Annotated in this window: 16 protein-coding genes and 1 riboswitch; of the genes, 6 read left to right on the forward strand and 10 right to left on the reverse strand. The window is 66.4% G+C overall.

The features are described 5' to 3' along the window. A partial coding sequence (locus N7607_RS19745) for a methyl-accepting chemotaxis protein (RefSeq protein ID WP_279867817.1) occupies positions 1–1,929 on the reverse strand: 1,929 nt, incomplete at its 3' end. A 139-nt stretch (positions 1,930–2,068) separates the two neighbouring features. Then, positions 2,069–3,511 (reverse strand): TolC family outer membrane protein, encoded by a 1,443-nt coding sequence (locus tag N7607_RS19750; RefSeq protein WP_279867816.1) that lies wholly within the window; start codon positions 3,509–3,511, stop codon positions 2,069–2,071. Positions 3,512–3,730: 219 nt separating this feature from the next. Beyond that, a riboswitch (TPP riboswitch) is annotated at positions 3,731–3,837 on the forward strand. Positions 3,838–3,917: 80 nt separating this feature from the next. On the opposite strand from N7607_RS19750, the gene thiC reads away from it, so the two are divergent. Further along, complete coding sequence (gene thiC / locus N7607_RS19755) at positions 3,918–5,801, forward strand: phosphomethylpyrimidine synthase ThiC (RefSeq protein ID WP_279867815.1); 1,884 nt, start codon at positions 3,918–3,920, stop codon at positions 5,799–5,801. Positions 5,802–5,974: 173 nt separating this feature from the next. Next, positions 5,975–7,243 carry a putative hydroxymethylpyrimidine transporter CytX gene (gene cytX, locus N7607_RS19760; RefSeq protein WP_279867813.1) on the forward strand — a complete coding sequence of 423 codons (1,269 nt, stop codon included), beginning with the start codon at positions 5,975–5,977 and terminating at the stop codon, positions 7,241–7,243. A gap of 130 nt (positions 7,244–7,373) precedes the next feature. Here cytX and N7607_RS19765 read toward each other — a convergent pair whose 3' ends face one another. The 8 genes from N7607_RS19765 to N7607_RS19800 form a co-directional block, all read right to left on the reverse strand. Continuing rightward, positions 7,374–8,126, reverse strand: coding sequence for a DUF3298 domain-containing protein (locus tag N7607_RS19765; protein WP_279867811.1), 753 nt, complete (start codon positions 8,124–8,126; stop codon positions 7,374–7,376). Positions 8,127–8,237: 111 nt separating this feature from the next. Then, positions 8,238–9,440: a DUF1302 family protein gene (locus N7607_RS19770; protein ID WP_279867810.1), complete on the reverse strand. Its 1,203-nt coding sequence runs from the start codon at positions 9,438–9,440 to the stop codon at positions 8,238–8,240. Further along, complete coding sequence (locus N7607_RS19775) at positions 9,440–10,222, reverse strand: outer membrane lipoprotein-sorting protein (RefSeq protein WP_279867808.1); 783 nt, start codon at positions 10,220–10,222, stop codon at positions 9,440–9,442. The genes N7607_RS19770 and N7607_RS19775 overlap by 1 nt, the downstream gene beginning before the upstream one ends. 11 nt (positions 10,223–10,233) lie before the next feature. Beyond that, on the reverse strand, positions 10,234–11,121 hold the full coding sequence (locus N7607_RS19780) for a hypothetical protein (RefSeq protein ID WP_279867807.1): 888 nt from the start codon (positions 11,119–11,121) through the stop codon (positions 10,234–10,236). Then, positions 11,114–13,645: an MMPL family transporter gene (locus tag N7607_RS19785; RefSeq protein WP_279867806.1), complete on the reverse strand. Its 2,532-nt coding sequence runs from the start codon at positions 13,643–13,645 to the stop codon at positions 11,114–11,116. Before N7607_RS19785 ends, N7607_RS19780 begins: the two co-directional genes overlap by 8 nt. Beyond that, positions 13,642–14,856 carry an acyl-CoA/acyl-ACP dehydrogenase gene (locus N7607_RS19790; RefSeq protein ID WP_279867805.1) on the reverse strand — a complete coding sequence of 405 codons (1,215 nt, stop codon included), beginning with the start codon at positions 14,854–14,856 and terminating at the stop codon, positions 13,642–13,644. Before N7607_RS19790 ends, N7607_RS19785 begins: the two co-directional genes overlap by 4 nt. A 2-nt stretch (positions 14,857–14,858) precedes the next feature. Further along, complete coding sequence (locus N7607_RS19795) at positions 14,859–16,607, reverse strand: ThiF family adenylyltransferase (protein ID WP_279867804.1); 1,749 nt, start codon at positions 16,605–16,607, stop codon at positions 14,859–14,861. A gap of 227 nt (positions 16,608–16,834) precedes the next feature. Continuing rightward, complete coding sequence (locus N7607_RS19800; RefSeq protein WP_279867803.1) at positions 16,835–17,713, reverse strand: PAS domain-containing protein; 879 nt, start codon at positions 17,711–17,713, stop codon at positions 16,835–16,837. 266 nt (positions 17,714–17,979) lie between these two features. Between N7607_RS19800 and N7607_RS19805 the strand changes: the two genes are divergently transcribed. From N7607_RS19805 to N7607_RS19820, 4 genes are all read left to right on the forward strand, one after another. After that, positions 17,980–18,579 (forward strand): NUDIX domain-containing protein, encoded by a 600-nt coding sequence (locus N7607_RS19805; RefSeq protein WP_192399661.1) that lies wholly within the window; start codon positions 17,980–17,982, stop codon positions 18,577–18,579. Then, on the forward strand, positions 18,570–19,022 hold the full coding sequence (locus N7607_RS19810) for a DUF1249 domain-containing protein (protein WP_137970808.1): 453 nt from the start codon (positions 18,570–18,572) through the stop codon (positions 19,020–19,022). Before N7607_RS19805 ends, N7607_RS19810 begins: the two co-directional genes overlap by 10 nt. A gap of 96 nt (positions 19,023–19,118) precedes the next feature. Next, on the forward strand, positions 19,119–19,934 hold the full coding sequence (gene cpdA / locus N7607_RS19815) for a 3',5'-cyclic-AMP phosphodiesterase (protein WP_279867802.1): 816 nt from the start codon (positions 19,119–19,121) through the stop codon (positions 19,932–19,934). A gap of 75 nt (positions 19,935–20,009) precedes the next feature. Further along, entirely contained in the window at positions 20,010–20,618 is a 609-nt protein-coding gene (locus N7607_RS19820; RefSeq protein WP_279867801.1) for a YqiA/YcfP family alpha/beta fold hydrolase, read from the forward strand. Positions 20,619–20,629: the final 11 nt, after the last annotated feature.

Here is a 20,629-nt window from a genome sequence, read left to right on the forward strand (position 1 = left end):
CTTGAACTGCGCGAAGCTCGCCCGTAGCTGAGCCACCAGGCCGTCCACCACGCGCCCACTGGCCGCCGTCTCGCTGACCGCCTCGGCCGCCCGCTGGGCCTCGTTGTGGATCACCTCGACCCGGCCACGCACCGCCGACGCGCCATCGGCCTGATGGGCAGCGGAACGGGTAGCGGTGTCGATGGCGCCGTGCACCTCATCCACCGAGGCCTGTACCGACTGCTGTAGGCGCGCGCTGTCGCGCAGCGCCTTGAGACCCTCGGCCGCCTGGCCGCCAGCCTGGCCGATCACCGCCACCGCCTCGCGAGCGCCCTGCTGCAAGGCCGTGATGTGCGCCTGGATATCGCCGGTGGACTGCTGGGTCTTGCTGGCCAGGGCGCGCACCTCGTCGGCCACCACGGCAAAGCCACGGCCACTCTCCCCCGCCCGCGCCGCCTCGATGGCCGCGTTCAGGGCGAGCAGATTGGTCTGTTCGGCGATGGACTGGATCACCGTCAGCACCACCTCGATCTGCTCGCTCTGCTTGGCCAGCTTCTCGATCACCGCCGAACCGTTGTCCACCCGCGCCACCAGTGCCTCGATCAGGGCGCCGACCTTGGCCGCGATGGCCGCATTCTCGTGGGCCGCCTGACGGATGGCCACCACCCGCTGCTGGGCGTCGTGCATGGCCTGGCTCTCGGCCTGGGCCGCCGCCGCCATCTCCTCCAGGGCCTGCAGGCTGCCGGCCACCTCGTCGCGCTGACGTCCGGCCGCAGCCTCTGCCGCCGCGCTGCGCTGGGCCAGGCTGCGGATTTCTTCGCCGGTGCGCTGCGCCACCTCGCCGGCCTCGCGCACGATGGGTTGCAGCTTGGCGATGAAGCGATTGACTGCGTCGGCCATCTCGCCGACCTCATCATCGCTGTCCAGCTGAACCCTGCGGGTCAGATCGCCTTCGCCGGCAGCCAGATCCTTGAGCGCCGCGATCAGCAGCTGCAGGCGGCTGAGCACACGCCAGCCGAGCACCAGCGCGACCACCGCCAGGGTCAGCAGGCCGACCACCAGCAAACCACTGGCGATGCGCCAACGCAGGCTATCGGCAGCCTGCTTCACGGTCTCGCTGCCATCGCGCGCCATGTCGTTGGTCGCCTGCTCGGCCAGCTGCAGGCGCTGCTGCAGGGCCTGGGTACTTTCCTGGGCGGCACCTGAGAGGCTCTTGTCGACCAGCTCGCCGGCGCTGCCGACCAGAGTGGCGAAGCGCGCATCGAGCGCCGTCAGCTCCTGCTCCACGCCATCCAGCGACATGCCCAGCTGGACCTTGCCGATGGAGGCACCCATCGGGTTGATGTCCACCTCGACCATATGCACTTTCGGATCGCGCGACGCCGCGTCGACCAGCTTGGCCAGGGCGCCGTCACCCTGCCCGGCCGCCACCAGCTCGCGCACCCGCGGGCTGCTGCGGTTGAAGTTGCGGGTCAGCCGCTGCCCCTGGGCGTCATAGAAGACTGCGAAGAGCACGGCCGGATCACGCTGGACGATGCGGGTCAGGGCGGTCAGCGCCGGCGCGTCGTTGTCCCAGATGGCCTTGGGTGCCACGCCGGCGAGCATCTGGGCGATGGAGTTGCCGGATTGCTTGAGGTTCTCCTCGAGCACCTTGCGCAGCTGCGCCTGTTCGTCCTTGAGCTGGCTGGAAAGGCCGCCGGATAGACGCTCGCGGGTATTGGTGGAGAGCGCGGCCAGGCCGGCGCGCATCTCCTCCTCGGCGCTGCCCAGCTCACCGGCCAGGCGCTGGCTCTCGCCACCCAGGCGCTGGGTCAGGTCATTGACCAGGTTGTCGACGGTCGCCCGTGTCAGCCACACGGCGATGCCGACCTGCGCCAGCATGGCCAGGCCGAGAGCGATGAATACGGGGCGCAGCAGACGGCTGCGCAACAGCGAGAACAGAACGGACACAACGAAACTCCTTCCGGTCAGGCGACCGATACCTGTGCATCGGCCGCATTCAGCAAAGCTGTAGACAAAGCAAGGTATAGGCCAAATGCCAGCATAAAAAAAACCCCGCTCGGCGCGGGGTTTTGCTCTTGCGGCTGACTCAGTATTCCGGATTGCCCTTGAGCTGGGCTTCCGCGGCCTTGGCCAGATCCGGCGGCAGGAAGTCCTGGTCCGGGTTGTAGTCCGGCTTGAGGAAGCCCGACAGGGCGTCCAGGTCGGCCGGAGCCAGGGTACCGGCGGCCTGCTTCAGGCGCAGGTTGTTGAGGATGTAGTCGTAGCGGGCGTTGTTGTAGTTGCGCACCGAACTGTACAGCTGGCGTTGGGCATCAAGCACGTCGACGATGTTGCGGGTACCGACCTGGTAGCCGATCTCGGTGGCTTCCAGGGCGCTCTGGTTGGAGATGATCGACTGCTTGCGCGCCTGCACGGTTTCCACGTCGGTATTCACCGCGCGGTGCAGGTTGCGGGTGTTCTCTACCACCTGGCGGCGCAGGCTCTCGCGCTCCTGCTCGCTCTGGCTCAGGCGATGATAGGCCTCGCGCACCTGGGAGCTGGTCAGGCCACCGCTGTAGATCGGGATGTTCAGCTGCAGACCGATGCTGGTCTGCTCGGCGTCGCCGTCATAGGGCGAGGCCAGGTCATTGTTGGTGAAGCCGAGGGAGTCGTTGTCGCCCTTCTGGTACTGGGCCACGGCGTCCAGAGTCGGCGCATGACCGGCCTTGTTCTGGCGCAGGGTCTCTTCGGCGGCATTCACCGCATAGTTGCTGGCCTGCAGGTTGAGGTTCTGCTGGGCGGCGGTATCGACCCAGGCCTTGGCGTCGTTCGGTGTCGGCTCCAGCACTGGCAGGGTGTGCAGGATGCCCTCGATGGAGGCGTATTCGCGGTTGGTCAGGGTGACCAGCGCCTGGAACGCATCATCCACCGAGCGCTCGGCGAGGATGCGGTTGGCACGGGCGGTGTCATAGCCGGCCTGGGCTTCCAGCACGTCGGTCTTGTCCGACAGGCCCACGTCGAAGCGCTCGTTGGCCTGGTCCAGCTGACGCTTGAATGCCGCTTCCTCGGCCTTGGTCGAGGCCAGGGTGTCCTGGGCGCGCAGCACGGCGAAGTAGGTCTCGGCGCTCTGCAAGATCAGGTTCTGCTCGGTGGCGGAGAGCTGCAGGGCGTATTGCTGGTCGGTGGCCTTGGCCGCCTGGAACTGGAACCAGCGATCGGCACGGAACAGCGGCTGGCTCAGGTTGGCCTGGTAGGACAGGCCGCTGCGCGAGCTGTCGACATTGCCCGAGCGGGTGTCCACGTCGGTATCGGTGTTCATCGCATCGGCACCGGCGGACAGGTTCGGCAGCAGACCGGCGCGGGCCTGGGGCACCACTTCGCTGATCGCCGCGTAGTTGGCACGGGCGGCGGCCAGGTCGGCGTTGTTCTTCACCGCCTCGTTATAGACAGTGACCAGATCGGTCTTGCTTGCCTGCGGGGCGTCTTCCGCCCATGCCATGCCGGTGGTGGCAGCAGCTACTGCGAGCGCCAGAGAGAGTCTGCGTAGCATGATCAGTCCTAGATGCGGGGGAATCGGGCAAGGCTAAGGTGGCCGCCGAAAACGGTCAAGGCACCGTCGGCACAACGGCAGGCCAGTTTGCAATAAGCTTTGTTGCTTGGCTGCAACAATTTCCCATGCTGTACCAGCCAAGTTGCGATTCCCGACGAAATGCCGCCACCGCCACCACCGCGGACTGTCGCCCGGCGGCGAGCTTGATTAGACTGCCGGCAGTTCTTGTCGGGGTGCCCAGAGTCGTGGGCTGAGATCGGATAGTTCCGGATCCCGTTGAACCTGATCAGGTTAAGGCCTGCGTAGGGAACAAGATGTCCTCGCCGTTCGGCGAGTCTTCTCGCACCAGCCATGGTGCGCCTTGCGTCATCAGGTTCGCTCCGACATCCAGCCAGGAGCCGAGCCGATGAGCGTGCAAAACCACAAGAACCTGAGCGAAAGCGCACAGGTCGACCAGCAGTCCGTACAGCCCTTTCCCCGTTCGCAGAAGATCTACGTGCAGGGTTCGCGCCCGGACATCCGCGTGCCGATGCGCGAGATCAGCCTGGACGTCACGCCCACCGCCTTCGGTGGCGAGATCAACGCCCCGGTCACCGTCTACGACACCTCCGGGCCCTATACCGACCCGAGCGTGACCATCGACGTGCGCCAGGGCCTGGCCGACGTGCGCAGCGCCTGGATCGACGACCGTGGCGATACCGAGCGCCTCGACGGCCTTTCCTCCGAGTTCGGCCAGCGCCGCCTGAACGATGCCGAGCTGACCGCCATGCGTTTTGCCCACGTGCGCAACCCGCGCCGGGCCAAGGCGGGCAAGAACGTCAGCCAGATGCACTATGCCCGCCAGGGCATCATCACGCCGGAGATGGAGTTCGTCGCCATCCGCGAGAACATGAAGCTGACGGAGGCGCGCGAAGCCGGGCTATTGAAGGAGCAGCACGCCGGCCACAGCTTCGGCGCCAGCATTCCGAAAGAGATCACGCCGGAGTTCGTACGCGATGAAATCGCCCGCGGCCGCGCCATCATCCCGGCCAACATCAACCACGTGGAGCTGGAGCCGATGATCATCGGCCGCAACTTCCTGGTGAAGATCAACGGCAATATCGGCAACTCGGCTTTGGGCTCGTCCATCGAGGAAGAAGTAGCCAAGCTGACCTGGGGCATCCGCTGGGGCTCGGACACGGTGATGGACCTGTCCACCGGCAAGCACATCCATGAAACCCGCGAGTGGATCATTCGCAACAGCCCGGTACCGATCGGCACCGTGCCGATCTACCAGGCCCTGGAGAAGGTCAACGGCATCGCCGAGGACCTGACCTGGGAGCTGTTCCGCGATACCCTGATCGAGCAGGCCGAACAGGGCGTGGACTACTTCACCATCCACGCCGGCGTGCTGCTGCGCTACGTGCCGCTGACCGCCAAGCGCGTCACCGGCATCGTCAGCCGTGGCGGTTCGATCATGGCCAAGTGGTGCCTGGCGCATCACCAGGAGAACTTCCTCTATACCCACTTCGAGGAAATCTGCGAAATCATGAAGGCCTACGACGTCAGCTTCTCGCTGGGCGACGGCCTGCGTCCGGGCTCCATCGCCGACGCCAACGACGCCGCCCAGTTCGGCGAGCTGGAAACCCTCGGCGAGCTGACCAAGATCGCCTGGAAGCACGACGTGCAGACCATGATCGAGGGCCCCGGCCATGTGCCGATGCAGCTGATCAAGGAGAACATGGACAAGCAGCTGGAATGCTGCGACGAGGCGCCCTTCTACACCCTCGGCCCGCTGACCACCGACATCGCCCCCGGCTACGACCACATCACCAGCGGCATCGGCGCCGCCATGATCGGCTGGTTCGGCTGCGCCATGCTCTGCTACGTCACGCCCAAGGAACACCTGGGCCTGCCGAACAAGGATGACGTGAAGACCGGCATCATCACCTACAAGATCGCCGCCCATGCCGCGGACCTCGCCAAGGGCCACCCCGGTGCGCAGATCCGCGACAATGCCCTGTCAAAGGCGCGCTTCGAGTTCCGCTGGGAAGACCAGTTCAACCTCGGCCTCGATCCGGACACCGCGCGCAGCTTCCACGACGAGACCCTGCCCAAGGACTCGGCCAAGGTCGCCCACTTCTGCTCCATGTGCGGGCCGAAGTTCTGCTCGATGAAGATCACCCAGGAAGTACGCGATTACGCCAAGGACAACGGCCTCTCCGACGAGAGCAAGGCGGTCGAGGCCGGCTTCAAAGCCCAGGCCGAGCGCTTCAAGGAAGAGGGCTCGGTGATCTACAAGCAGGTCTGATAACGCATCGGAGCTGATAGGGGGTGGACGACGTTTTTCGTCCACCTGCTGCGCCACCGAGGTGGATGGTTAGAGCGCCATCCACCCTACCAACTACAAGCAGGCCTGAGTCCTGCCCTCGCCTGGCCCCGCGCACTGTCGCGGGGCCTGTTCATTCCCCTCAGAGAACAACAATGAACACGCCCAACTACTCCCCCAACCTCGCCGTGCCGCTGACCGAGCGCGCCTTCGGCGCCCGCGACCTGCTCGTGCTGTGGTTCTCCCTCGGCATGGGCCTGATGGTGCTGCAGGCCGGCGCTCTGCTCGCCCCCGGCCTGGGCCTGGCCGGCGCGCTGCTGGCGCTGGTCTTGGGCGTCGGTCTCGGCGCCCTGCTGCTTGGCGCGGTCGGGGTGATCGGCAGCGACACCGGCATGGCCTCGATGGCCGCCCTGCGCCTGAGCCTTGGCCGCCACGGCGCCACCCTGCCGGCGCTGCTCAATCTGCTGCAGCTGATCGGTTGGGGCGCGTTCGAGATCATCGTGATGCGCGATGCCGCCAGCCTGCTGGCCGGCAAGTTCCTCGGCGCGGACAGCGCCTGGACCAACGCCACCCTGTGGACCCTGTGCTTCGGCGCCCTGGCCACCCTGCTGGCAGTCGCAGGGCCGCTGGCCTTCGTCCGTCGCGTGTTGCGCCAGTGGGGCATCTGGCTGCTGCTCGGCGCCTGGGCCTGGCTGACCTGGAACCTGTTCGCCAAGGCCGACATGGCCGCCCTGTGGGCGCGCCCGGGCGACGGTTCGATGAACTTCGCCCTGGGCTTCGACCTGGCCATCGCCATGCCGCTGTCCTGGCTGCCGCTGATCGCCGACTACTCGCGCTTCGGCAAGCGTGCCGGCGGCGTGTTCGCCGGCGCGGCACTGGGCTTCTTCATCGGCTGTCTGTGGCTGATGAGCCTGGGCATGGCCTACACCCTGGCGTTCGCTACACCGGGCGAGGCCAATACTCTGCTGCTGGCCCTGGCCGGCGCCGGCATGGGCATCCCGCTGCTACTGATCCTGCTCGACGAGTCGGAGAAGGCCTTCGCCGATATCCACTCGGCCGCCGTGTCCAGCGGCACCCTGCTGCCGTTCAAGGTCGAGCACCTGGCCCTGGCCATCGGCGTGCTGTGCACCCTGATCGCCTGGTTCGCCCCGCTGGCGCAGTACGAACACTTCCTGCTGCTGATCGGTTCGGTGTTCGCCCCGCTGTTCGGCGTGGTGCTGATGGACCACTTCGTCCTGCGCCGCCGCCAGCTGCCGAGCAGCGTGCCGCTGCTGCGCTGGGACAGCCTGCTGGCCTGGGCCTGCGGCGTGGCCACCTTCCATGTGCTGGTGAACTTCTACCCCACCGTCGGCGCCACCCTGCCGGCGCTAGGCCTGGCCGCCGCCCTGCAACTGCTGCTGGGCAAGCTGGCCGGGCGCGGCTGATCAGCCAGCAGATACCGTTTAGGCGCGCATAAGTAATGCGTAACAACGTAGCCCGGACTTCAGTCCGGGAGGGCGCCCGACATGTCCCGGACTGAAGTCCGGGCTACCGATCGCGCCCTAGGGAGAAGCCTCAGCCGCGACCAGGGAAGTAGAAGGGTTTGACGATGCCGTTGAGGCGCGAATAGGGAATGCGCAATTCAGGATGGCCGCTGGCATAGGGCGCGATGCGGCCGATCTCGTACTTGAGCATGACCGAGCTACGCAGCAGAGCAATGTTGGCGGTGCGCGCGAAGGGCCACTCGGCCTGGTACTCCAGGTCCTCGCCCAGGCCATTGGCCTTGAGCCAGGCCTGGTGGGCCAGCTCGGCCTGCTGCCAGAAGGCCGTCTCGCCGTCCGGCAGCAGCAGGTCGTCCAGGCTCAGCAGGCGGCCCTTGTCGCGGTCGTAGTTGAGGTAGGCGCGCCCGGGAATGCCGTGGGCGCCGCCGGTGAAGCGGTAGCTGGACAGCTCGATCACCACCAGGCGGTCGCGCTGCTCCAGCACCTTGGCCTGCAGATAGCTCATCCAGCCTGGCTTGGCGGTGGCCAGGAACTCGCGCTCGTAGGCCTGCAGCGAGGCTGGCGGCGGATCGCCCGGCAGCTCGATGGTCAGCTTGAGCAACTCCTGCTCGATGCGTGCATTCAGTTCGGGTAGATCATCCAGGCGCTGCAGATCGATATTGATCAGCGGGCAGTCCTTGCCTGCGCAACCCGCCGGGCGGTGTTCCCAGGTGTCACGCGTGATAGGCAGCGCCGACGACTTGGGCTTGGCGGCGAGCAGTATTGCCTGGCACCCACTGAGCAACAGCGAGAGAGACAGCAGGCCGGCAACGGCGATGGGGCGCATGGACTTTCCTCGGGGCGGCGACGGGCGTTTCGACTGTGCACGCCGCCGGGCGTTCCCGGCGTGCGCGCGGCCATTGTCGCCGCACGCGCGCCGCCATCCAAGTGCGAGAAATCACAGGCTGAAGTCGCGACGCACGTGCAGGTAGAGACGATCCCGGTTGTCGAACTGGCCGTACTGGGTGGTCTGCCCGCCGCTGAAGGCGATGTAGCCCGTCTCCAGGTACCACTGATTCCACGGCCGGTAGCCGAGGTTGGCCTTGACCATGTGGCTGCTCTGCACCTCGCGGTTGTACAGCCAGAGGATGCCGGCGTTGAGGCGCTGCTTGGACCAGTCCTTGAGCACCGCGGCCGAGGCCTCCCAGCCGGTCTCGCGCTGCAGGCTGTCCGGTGCGCCATGGCGATGGCTGACCGTGGCCTGCAGGTTGACCGTCCATTCGTTGCGCGTCAGATCGAGGCCGAGCAGCGCCGCCGACTTGGGCACGTTGTCGGCACCCTCCGGCGTCTGCAGCGGCTCGTTGAACAGGTGCACCAGGTCGCCACGCACCACCCAGTCGCCAGCCGGGCGGGCGAACGAGGCGCCGACCAGGCTGCGCCGACGCTGTTGCTCGACCATCCGCCCCTCCTCCACCACATACAGCGGATCGGGGCTGAGGCCGTCGAACAGGTAGAAGTCCAGGTCGGTGCCGTCGATCAGGGTCTTGCCGCGCCAGCCGATATCCGGGCGCTCGTGCTCGTCGTCCTCGGGCAGCCCTTCCGGACGCCCGGCCACGGCGAAGTCGGCGCCGGCCGGAGCGAAGCGGGTGTCCTGGGTCTTGGGCGCGACAACGAACTGATGCTCGAAGCTGTCGCCGTAGATCTCCACCACTGCCATCGGCCGGGTCTGCCGGCCGAGCGAGTAGTCGTCGATGTAGGGCAGCAGGAACTCGCGCAGGTCCAGCGGGTTGAGCACGTCGACCAGGCGGAAGTAGTCGCCGCGGCCCCAGGCGATCTGCTGCTGGCCGAGGCGCCATTGCCAGTTGTCACCGGCCCAGGTCAGGTACAGCTCGCGCAGGTCCTGGTCGGACTCCATGCGGTCTTCCAGCTTGCCGCCGGCATCGTCGTACTGGCTGCGGTAGCGGCCGAGTAGCACGCTGTCGAGGGTCCAGTTGCCCTCGCTGATGCGGCTCTCCAGCAACGCCTCGACGCGATGGCCGGAGCTGCTGGCACCGGTAGTGTCGTGGTGATAGCTGTCCTCCACATGGCCGCGGCTGCTGAGGGTTGCCGCGGCCAGCGGCAGGCTGATCAGGCCCAGAACGCCGATAAGCACTGCACGCATCAGCGAATCCCGTTGCGCAGGGCGCGCTCGCTGAAGTTCTGGTCGCCCAGATCCAGGTTGTAGTCGGCAGCGGTGCGCAGCAGACGGGTCTGGCCACCCTCGACCAGGTTGCTCATCAGCGACTCGTTGACCGTCCAGAAGCCCTCCACCTGAGCTACATCCACCACCTCGAAGGTCTTGATCTGACGACCACCGCGAAAGAACTCGTCGCGCAGGATCAACTTGCGCTCGCGGTCGACATACACCAGGCGCTGGCTGTAGCCGGTGCGCGGGTTCTCCAGACCATCGGCGGTGCGCGCCTCGATCACGTAGACCGGACGGCCCTTGTACTCCTCCTCGCGCAGCAGCTTGTACTGGTAGTCGTCGACGCGCATGCGTTCGATGTCGGCGAAGGAGAAATCGGTACCGAGGAACGGGCCCTCCTTGGAGTTAGTGGCGATACGCCGGGTCTTGCGCAGGGCCGGCAGGTACAGCCACTGGTCGTCCTCGCGGGCGGCGGCCTCGGCGTAGCTGTGCATGAGGATGCCGGTGCCGGCGGTGTCGCTGGGCGCGGTGAAGTACAGGGTGGCCTTGCGCTCCTCGCCGTACTCCTTCTCCAGCATCAGCAGCTTGCGCTCGCGGACGAAGCCGTCGGCCATGGTCTGCACCAGGGTCACTTCCGAGCGGCGGTCCTGACCCTCGTCGCGGTCGCGCACGGTGCGCATGATGGCGGCGGGGTCGAGGGCCTCGGCCAGGGCCGGCAGGCTCAGCAGTAGGCCGAGGGCAATCAGGGAAATACGCATGGGAAAACTCCTTAACGACAGTCGACTGTCAGGTAGCTGTTCGGGGTGGATGACCACTGGGCCTTGGCCTCCAGGTGGTAACCCGGCAGGGATGGGGTGGCGGCGCGCTCGCGGCCCAGGGCGACCAGCTTGAGGCGCTGGAAGTCGGGCCGCGCCAGGTCCTGCAGATCGCGGCTGCGCAGGCTTTCGGCGATCAGGTAGAGCTGGGCAACTTCGTCGTCGCTGGCCGGCAGGCTGGCGTCGCCGTTGAGCACCCGCTTGAGGTAGATCAGGATGTCGGCGGCCGAATAGGCCTGCTCGCTGCGCTGGCGCAGGTTGCCCACCTCCTGCTGCAAGGCCTGCAGGGTGGCGGTGCGCGGCGGCACCTTGGCCTCGGCCTGCAGCGTCCACTCGGCGAGCTGGAAGCCCTGCAGCGTGCCCTGGGCGCCACCGGCCACCCGGCAGTTGGCAGCGAAGTCGGCGGCCAGGCGCTTGGCATAGCTCAGCAGCAGTTCGGCCTTCTCGGCCTCCGCGTAGGGATGGGCCAGGCGCAGCCAGAAGTGCGTGCCGTCGTGCTGCGCCGTGACCAGGCGCGGACCGAGCAGCGGGTGCTGCTCGACCAGCCCGGCCAGGGTCTTGAGGCCCGCGGGCGTGAGCTCGCGCGTCTCGATCAGGCGACGGAAGCGCACGTCATCGCCCTGGGCGGCGATGGCGTTGGTGCTGGCCAGGCTGTCCAGGGACTGGATCGGCGTGCGCCCCTGAGCATCCTTCACTTGCCACAGGTTCTGCGTGGCACCGACCAGGCGTTGCAGATGCTCGGCCTGGTACAGCTCGCCGCCCGGGTAGAGCGTCAGCGCCAGCCAGTCCTGGGCGCCGGCCGGCAGGGCCACGCACAGCAGCCAGATCAGGTGCTTACGCATTGGCCGGCTCCGCCTGCGGATGCGCCGAGGCCTGCGGCGCCTGGCGGGTGCGCACGAACACCGGCAGCACCAGCAGGGCGAACAGCGCGGCGAACAGCATGGTCAGCGAAATGAAGACGCCCAGGTTGACCAGCGACTGATAGCCCGACAGGCACAGCACCAGGAAGCCCAGGCCGAGCGCCAGGGTGTTGATCAGGATCGGCTTGCCGGTATGCCGCAGGGCGTACTGGGTGGCCTCCTGCGGCGTGCCGGGGCTGTGGCGCATGGCCGCAATCACGTGGATCGCGTAGTCGATGCCGATGCCGAAGGAGATCGCCGCGATGATCGAGGTACCGATATCCAGGTCGGTGCCGCTCAGCGCCATTAGCCCGCTGATGCCCACCAGGGTGAACAGCAGCGGCAGCAGGGCGACGAAGCCCAGGCGAATCGAGTGGAACATGGCCATGACCATCAGCACGATCAGCGCCGGCGAGGACAGGATGCTGTTGATCTGCCCCCACACCACCGCGTCGGTGGTGGCCACCAGCACTTCGCCGTAGCCGGACACGCGCACGGTCATGCCGGCCGGCAGCACCTCGCGGGCGTAGTCCAGGGCGCCCTGCATCAGCGCGCCGACTTCCGAGGAGCGGTCGGTGTGCAGGATGGCCAGCACCCGGCCGCTCTGGAAGCGGCGGTCGACCACGTCGAACAGGTCGCGACCGTTGGCGTTCTCGTACAGCAGGTAGTACTGCGCCAGCAGGCTGCCGCTGATGTCGCTCGGCAGGCGGTACTGCTCGGCGGCGAACTGATCCTGAGTCACCTGGTGCAGGCGCTTGACGAAGTCGGCCGGCGAGTAGGTGAAGCCGACCACCTGTTGCTGGCGCAGATGCTCCTGCAACTTGGCCACGGCCTCGATCACGGCCGGGTCCTTGAAGGCGTCGACCTTGCTGCTCTCGATCATGATGCTGATCGGCGTGGTGCCGCCGAACTTGGCGTTGATCGCCGCGTCGTCCTGGCGGATGCGGCTGTCTTCCTCGAAGTAGCCGATCACCTGGTTGTCCACGGTGAGGTTCTCCACCACGTACCAGCTGCACAGCACGATGGCCACCAGCATGCCCAGGGCCAGCTTCTTGCCGTAGCGGGCGAAGTGGCCGAGGGCGGCGATCATGCGGTCCAGGCGGTCGCTGACCAGCAGGCCGTGGCGCGGCGGCTCGGCCTTCCACAGGATGACGATGGTCGGCAGGAAGACGATGGTGATCAACCATGCGAAGAAGATGCCGAAGCCAGTGAAGATGCCGAACTCGCGAATGAAGGTGACGTCGGTCCAGATCAGCGAGAAGAAGCCGACCAGGGTGGTCATGCAGGTCACGAACATCGGCCAGAACAGCTGCTGCATCACCTTGAAGGCGGTGTCGATGCGCGCCTGGCGATCCGGGTTGGGCGGCAGGTTGCGGTAGTAGTCGGCGAGGAAGTGGATGGCGTCGCACACCGCGATGGAGATGATGAACACCGGCATGATCGAGGTGATGATGTTCTGCTTCACCCCGCACGCGGCCATCAGACCCAGGGTCCAGATCAGGCTGAAGATGGCGATCAGCAGCGGCGCGACCACGCCCTGCAGGCGGCCGAAGCTGATGAACAGGATCGACAGGATCACCAGCAGCACGGCCGGCAGCAGGGTCTGGTTGTCCTTCTCCATGTTCGACGCGGTCTGCGCGGCGATCATCGGCGGGCCGCTGAGGTAGATGCGGTCGTCGCTCTGCACCTGGTCGGTGATCGCGACGATGGCCTGGTACACCTGCAGCATGGCCGGCGAGTCATCCTGGGCGATGTTGAACTCGACCTGGATGGTGGTGGCGCTGCCGTCACGCGAGACCAGGCTGTCGAGGAACAGCGGGTTGCCCATGGCCTCGGCGCGCAGGGCGTCGAGCGCGGCCTTGTCCTGCGGCACGCGCGGCATCAGCGCATGCACGTCGAGCGCCTCGTCGACGGTCAGCAGGTTCTCCACGGTGACCAGGCTGCGCACCTTGCGGATCGGCACCAGGCGGGTGTGCAGGCTGTCCAGCCAGGCTTCCTGGGTATGGCTGAGCTCACCGGCCTCGGCCAGGCGCTGCTTGAGCGCGATCAGGCGCGGCTGGTCGGCCGGGGTCAGGCCGCCTTCGAGGACGGCGTCGACATCTGCTTGCAGGCCCGGATCCTCGGCCAGGGCGCGCAGCTTGTCGCTGTCGCTCGGCTGCACCATCTCGATGGCCTGGAAGGCGCGGGTCAGCTCGGCCACCAGGGCCAGACTCTTGGTGTTGAAGATATTGCCCTGGGGATTCTCCAGGGCAACGAAGGCCTGCTCGCCGGTGTTGGAGAACAGGCGTTTGTTGTCGGCATCGGCCACCCGGCTGGGGTGGCTCTTGTCGATCATGTAGGGGGTACTGTTGATCTCCAGGCGACCCACCGCGACCACCGCCGCAGCGCTGATCAGCAGCAGGATGGCCAGCATCAGCCAGGGCCGATGCAGCATCCAGGAGAGCAACTCGACGGCGCGAGTCTTCATGCCGCGGCTCCTTCGCCGGTGTAGGCGTCCAGGCGCAGGTCGTCCTTGGTCTTGCTGCGGTTCTGCGCCTCGGCCACCAGGTTGGCCCAGATCACGGTCTTGTGGATCTCGCTGGTGCCGCCGGCGAAGAACAGGCCGATGGAGTCGCGCAGCAGGCGCTCGAAGTGGAAGTCGCGGCGGTAGCCGTAGTTGCCGTGGATGCGCATGGCATTGAGGCAGGCCTCGTGCATCGCCTCGCTGGCCAGCATCTTGATGATCGAGGCCAGGGTCGAGCAGTCGCGGCCCTGTTCCAGCTCGGTCAGGCCGCGGCCGACCACGCTGCGCAGCAGCTCCAGCTGGGTGTAGGCCTGGACAATATGGCCCTGCACGTACTGGTTGTCGCTGATCGGCCGGCCGAAGGCCTCGCGCTTGAGGCTGTACTGCAGGCATTCGTCGATCACCGGCTGCATGCAGCCGACGATGGAGACGCCGGTGAAGATGCGCTCGACCAGGAAGCCGAAGTACAGCACGCGCAGGCCCTGGCCCTCGGTGCCGACCAGGCTGTCGGCGTCCAGCGCCACCTCGTCGAAGCTCAGGCTGCCGATCGGCGTGCCGCGGTTGCCCATCAGCTCGAACGGTGCGGACTGCACCAGGCCGGGCTTGGCGGTTTCGGTGATGAAGCAGGAGATGGCGTTGGCCCCGGCCTCTTCCAGGCGGGCGAAGGTCATGCAGATGTCCGCCACCGGGGCGTTGGTGATGTTCCACTTCATGCCGTTGAGGCGATAGCCGTTGCCATCGCGACGCGCCGCCAGTTTCAGCGAGCGCACGTCGGAGCCGCAGCCCTGCTCGGTAATGGCGAAGCAGCCGATCTTCTCGCCGCTGATCAGCGGCGGCAGCCAGCGCTGCAGTTGCTCCTCGCTGCCGTAGCTGATCAGTGCGGCCTGCACCAGGGCCACCTGGGCGACGAAGGAAACCAGCACGCCCATGTCCTGGCAGCCTTCGGAGAAGCCTTCCAGCGCGGCGGAGAATTCCCACACACCGAGGCCCTGGCCACCGTACTGCTTGGGCATGTGCACGCCGAACAGGCCGCTGCTGCCCAGGGAGCGCCACAGCTCGCGATCGAAGCCCAGCTCCTGATCACGCTGGGCCGAGGTGGGGCGCACCAGCTGGCGGCCGACGGCCAGGTAGTGGGCGCGGATGTCTTGCTGCTGTTGGTTCCAGATACCGTTCATGTTCATGCTCCTATGTGCAGGTTGTTCTGCTGCTTGGCGTCGCGCAGCTGGGAAAGGAATTCGTCGCCTTCGAGTTCGATCAGGCCTTCGATCTGTGCCACTCGCTCGCGGTCGATGGCATCCAGGCGCAGCCAGAACGGATGCACCTCGCGGCCCTGGTAGCGGTTGGCGTACAGGTGCTCGGCCGGGATGCTGGCGGCGCGCGCCGCCATGACCTGCGGGCGGAAACCGAAGAAGCCGAGGTTGCGCAGGGTGACCTGGCGTTCGCCGTCGCCGACCATCGCCGCCACACCGCTGTCGGCCTTGCACAGCAGGCGGCCGTAGGCGCTGAGCAGCAGCATGCCGGCCTTGGCCTCCAGCACCGGATCGCCGATCTGGGCCTTGGTCACGCGGCCGATCTCGCGTACCTGTTCCACCGGCAGATCCTGCAGCTCGGCGATCTGCGTGTAGAGGTCACGGCCGAAGGCGGTCTCCACGCCGAACGCCGGGCGCTGCTCGTCGTCGAAGCGCTTGCCGCGGGCGATCGGCGCCTTGAGGGTGGAATAGGCCAGCAGCTGCTGGTCGCTGTCGCGCACCAGGACGATATGCACGTCCTCCTGGGCCAGATGCTCCAGCGGCTCGGCGTGCAATTGGCGCAGCGCCGCCACCTGCGGGTTGATGAAACCGACCTTGGCGTAGTGGACGAAGGCGAAGCGCAGCAGCTGGCGGGTCAGGTTGTTGTCCAGCTGGTAGTTGGGAATGGCGTAGGTGGCGATGCCGGCGCGGCGGTCGATGCAGAACTGCTGGTAGCTGCGCAGGCCGTTCAGCTGGGGCGCCTGGTAGTGCTTGACCGAGCGTTCGAGGAAGAACGCGTCGGGCCGCTCCGCCGGCAGCTGCCGCCACTGCGCCAGGGCCTGACGCCCCTGCTCCAGCTGCAACTGGTGCTCGCGTTCGGCCTGGGCATCGCGACGGCGGGTCAGTTCCCACACGTCGACATAGATGGCGTCACGCACCGGACGGCCGTTGAGCAGATCGATGATCAGCGCGGTAGCCAGGGTGCCGAACAGGTGGGCGGCGATGCCCAGTTGCGAGGTGTAGTCCTTGCCGGCCAGATGGCGGTCCAGCTCGGCGTACATCTCCAGTGGCACGCACTCCACCGGGATCAGGTAGGAGCAGGCCTGCATCGGGTCGAGGGTGGCCACCTGCTCGGCGCTCAACTGGTTGTCCAACACCGCCAGGTCCGGGTTGCGGTAGTCGAACACCGGAATGTACTGGGCGGCGGCCATGTCGTAGCCGCACACCACCGGCTTGTACTGGCGCTGGCAGACGCGGTGCAGCAGGTATTTCATTTCCAGCCCGGAGCGCCCGGTGACGTCGATGGCATCCACCACCACGTCGGCCTGGGCGACCATGGCCTCGACGTTGTCCGGCGTCACGCCGTGGCCGTGCAGTTCTAGCTTGATATAGGGGTTGATCTGCCGCACGCGCTCGGCGAACACCTCGACCTTGGTCCGGCCGATGTCGCTGGCCACCATGTTCTGGCGATTGGCGTTATTCAGCTCGTAGCTGCCGTTGTCGGCCAGGATCAGGTGCTCGGCACCGCTGCGCACCAGCAGCTCGATCACGCTGCCGCCGGTGGAGCCGCAGCCGGCCACGAGGATAACCGCCTCACGCAGACCACACTGGTCGTCGGTACTGATGAACCCGGCGTTGCGCAGGGTGAGTTCGCGGTAAAACTGGTCGTGATCCAGAGGGGGCTGGGGGTGGCTCATCGTTGCATCCTGCTGAGTTGGGAGAGGCGGGCATCCTATTCAGCGCTTTAATGGCACAACAAGGACCAAATCCCCCTCGCTGTCATTAACGATAAATTCACATAACTATTTGTTTTTATTGATATTTATAGATGTGATCACAGATATTCAGGATGCAGAAACGACGACCGCCCCGGAATGGGGCGGCCTGTCATGGAACCGTCATCGAAAAAAGCGGTCGCGAGCCTCTAGCTCACCAGTTTGTGCAGGTTCTCCGGCACCTTGGTCAGCTCCCAGAGGAAGCTGTCGAGCTTGAAGGTGGAAGTGCGGATCTTTTCCTCGATGTCCTGCAGCTCGCGACAGACTTCCTGGTAGCGCTGTTCGCGGCGCACGGCGGCCAGGGCCTCGCTGATCCGCTCCGGCTGCGCGCCGATGTATTCGCGCACGCGCTTGCCATCCTTCTGCGGACGCACCAGATAGAGGTAGCGCTGCTGGTGCCAGTAGGGCGTGGCGGCGATGCGCGGCGAGTCCTGCAGGGCCTCGAACTCGGCCAGCAGGTTCATGCGCAGGGACTTGAGGCTGTCGAGCTGTTCGGAGATGCGCCAGACCTTCTGCCCCAGGCTCTCCTGGTCGCCGAGCTTGTCGGCCTGGCTCTCGCGGTGGGAGATGTCGGTGATGGTCAGCAGGCTGCCGCGGTCGCTGCCGTCGACGCTGGGAATCGGCGCGGCGCTCATCTGCACCCAGCGCACCTGGCCGTCGCGCGCCTGGATGCGCATCGGATAACGCTCGGCCGACGGACCCTGGCGGCGCTGCATCAGCACCACTTCCACCAGGTCGGCGGAAATCACCTGGGCCAGCGGCCTGCCGAGCGCTTCGGCCGGCGAGTAGCCGAGGAACTGCTGCATGAAGGGGTTCATGTAGGTGATGCGGCCGAACGGATCGAGCACCACCAGGCCCTCCTGGGCCTGCTCCACCAGGTTCTGGTAGCAGCGGGTGTCGCCGGTGCTGTAACAGCTGGCCACCTGCAGCTGCGGCTGCTCGCCGAATTCGGCGTCGGTGTAGGCCACCGGGATATCCGTGTCCGGGTCGTATTGCCGGAGCAGATCGATCAGCTCTGCAGCGCGCATTCCCCACCTCCCTGTTGAAGTCGATACCGACGGCCCCGAGTATACTCATCGGTAGCCAATGAAAAAGACTGCTATTTACGATAAATGCCGAACGGCACGGCATATCGAACGTCACACTATCTTGATGGAATGCCCTGGCGGCGACAGTGCCGGGCCGCGGCGGCAACCCTTGCCAAAGCGCCGTTGCCGCGCGCACATTCACCGGTAACCCGCCAAGGGCGGCTGGATTTTCTGCAGGGAAGGACCCTGCCACGAGGGGGAATTGCATGTCACATGCCGATGTCGAGGTGCTCCAGCGCGAGACCTGCTTCAAGGGCTTCTATCGCCTGGACCGCCTGCATCTGCGTCACCGCCAGTTCGCCGGCGGCATGGGCCCGCAGCTGAGTCGCGAACTGTTCGTGCGTCACGACGCCGTCTGCGTGCTGCCCTACGACCCGCAGCGCGACAGCGTGGTACTGATCGAGCAGTTCCGCGTCGGCGCCATGGACAAGAGCGCCAACCCCTGGCTGCTGGAGCTGGTGGCCGGGCTGATCGACAAGGACGAGCAGCCCGAGGAAGTGGCCCACCGCGAAGCCGAGGAAGAGGCCGACCTGCAACTGACCGCACTCTGGCCCATCACCCAGTACTACCCCTCCCCCGGCGGCTCCGACGAGCGCGTGCACCTGTATGTCGGCCGCTGCAACAGCGAGGGCGTGGGTGGCGTGCATGGCCTGGCCGAGGAAGGCGAGGACATCCGCGTGCACGTCTGGCCGCTGGAAGATGCGCTGCAGGCGGTGAAGGACGGGCGCATCGACAACGCCGCCAGCATCATCGCCCTGCAATGGTTGGCGCTGAACCGTGCGGAAGTGCGGGGGCTGTGGTCATGAACCTGCTGCGCGAGCGTTACCGGGTCGACCTGGTCGAGCTGCAGGCCGCTTGCGAAGCCAACTACGCGCGCCTGCTGCGCCTGCTGCCGGACATGCGCGAGGCCCAGGGCGAGCGCCGCGTGGCCCTGAGCCAGGGCGACCTGCTGCTCGGCGTGCTGCTGATCCGCGTCACCGAGAACTGCCCCTACACCACCACCCTGGAAGTGCGTCAGGAACACAGCCTGCCCTGGCTGCCGGTGCCGCGCCTGGAAGTGCGGGCCTACCACGACGCGCGCATGGCCGAGGTGATCGGCGCGGAAAACGCCCGGCGCTTCCGTGGCATCTACCCCTACCCGAATGCCGCCATGCACCAGCCGGACGAGAAGACCCAGCTCAACCTGTTCCTCGGCGAATGGCTGAGCCACTGCATTGCCTGCGGTCACGAACTGGTCACGGTACTGTGATCACAACCGCGCAAATGTGACGAGTTCACGTTTGCCGGGTTTACCGAATCGCGTTTCACCCACCATAATCCTGGGAACCCGCTCAGGAGTTGGCCCTTGTCGCGCCCGTCGTCTCTTGCCTCCGATCGCCCGGTACTGCTGGTGCAGTTGTCGGACAGTCATCTTTTTGCCGAGGAAGACGGCAAGCTGCTGGGCATGAACACCCGTGACAGCCTGGAAAAGGTGGTCGAGCGGGTGCAGGCGGAACAGAGCGACATCGACCTGATCCTGGCCACTGGCGATCTCTCCCAGGACGGCAGCGTGGCCTCCTACCAGAGCTTCCGCCAACTCACCGCCAACCTCGATACCGATGCCCGCTGGTTTCCCGGCAACCATGACGAGCTGCCGGCCATGCGCGAAGTGTGCAATGGCAGCGATCTGTTGGAGCCGGTGATCGACCTGGGCCAGTGGCGCATCACCCTGCTCGACTCCTCGATTCCCGGCGCAGTGCCCGGCTATCTGGCCGACGACCAGCTTGAGCTGCTCGAACAGGCCCTCAGCGAAGCTCCCGAACGTCATCACCTGGTGTGCTTCCACCATCACCCGGTGTCCATCGGCTGCAACTGGATGGAGCCGATCGGCGTACGTAACCCCGACGCCCTGTTCGCCGTGCTGGAGCGCCACCCGCAGGTCAAGGCCGTGCTCTGGGGCCATGTGCACCAGGAATTCGACCAGCAGCGCGGCGGCATCCGCCTGCTCGCCTCGCCCTCCACCTGCGTGCAGTTCGCCCCCGGCAGCGAGGAATTCCAGGTCGATACCACTGCCCCCGGCTACCGCTGGCTGCGCCTGCACGCCGACGGACGGCTGGAGACCGGCGTGTCGCGGGTCACCGGCATTCACTTCGAAGTCGACTACAGCATCAAGGGCTACTAAAGAACTGGCTCTAGGCCTAGGCCTGGCTTGTCAATGCTTGCGGCTAGCGCCGCCTAGCTTGTAGCCTCCCGCTCCATGAATCCCAGCATCCTCTATATCCACGGCCTCAACAGCTCGCCGGCCTCGACCAAGGCCAGCCAGTTGCTCAAGGTGGCCGAACACTGCGGCATCGCCCAGCATCTGCGCGTGCCGGCTCTACACCACCACCCGCGCCAGGCCATGCAGCAGCTGCAGGCGGCCATCGCTGAGCTGGGCAGCCCGCTGCTGGTCGGCAGCTCGCTGGGCGGCTACTACTCCACCTTCCTCGCCGAGCAGCATGGCCTCCCCGCCCTGCTGATCAATCCGGCCGTGCGTCCGCACCGGTTGTTCGGCGGCAAGGAAGTCGAGCAGACCAACTACTACACCAACGAGACCTGGCTGCTGACCCACGACCACATCGCCGCCCTGGCCGAGCTGGAAACACCCGAGCCGCGCGACGCCGCGCGCTACCGCGTGTGGCTGCAGACGGCCGACGAGACGCTGGACTACCGCCAGGCCGAGACGTTCTACAGCGGCTGCAGCCTGGACATCCGTGAAGGTGGCGACCACAGCTATCAGGGCTTCGCCCAACGCATCCCGGAAATCCTCGCGCTGGCCGGCTTCGCCCCGGCGCTCTGGGCCGATTTCGACTTTTCCACCCTTTAATAGACAAGAGA

The sequence above is a fragment of the Pseudomonas sp. GD04019 genome, from assembly GCF_029837695.1.
GTDB lineage: Bacteria > Pseudomonadota > Gammaproteobacteria > Pseudomonadales > Pseudomonadaceae > Aquipseudomonas.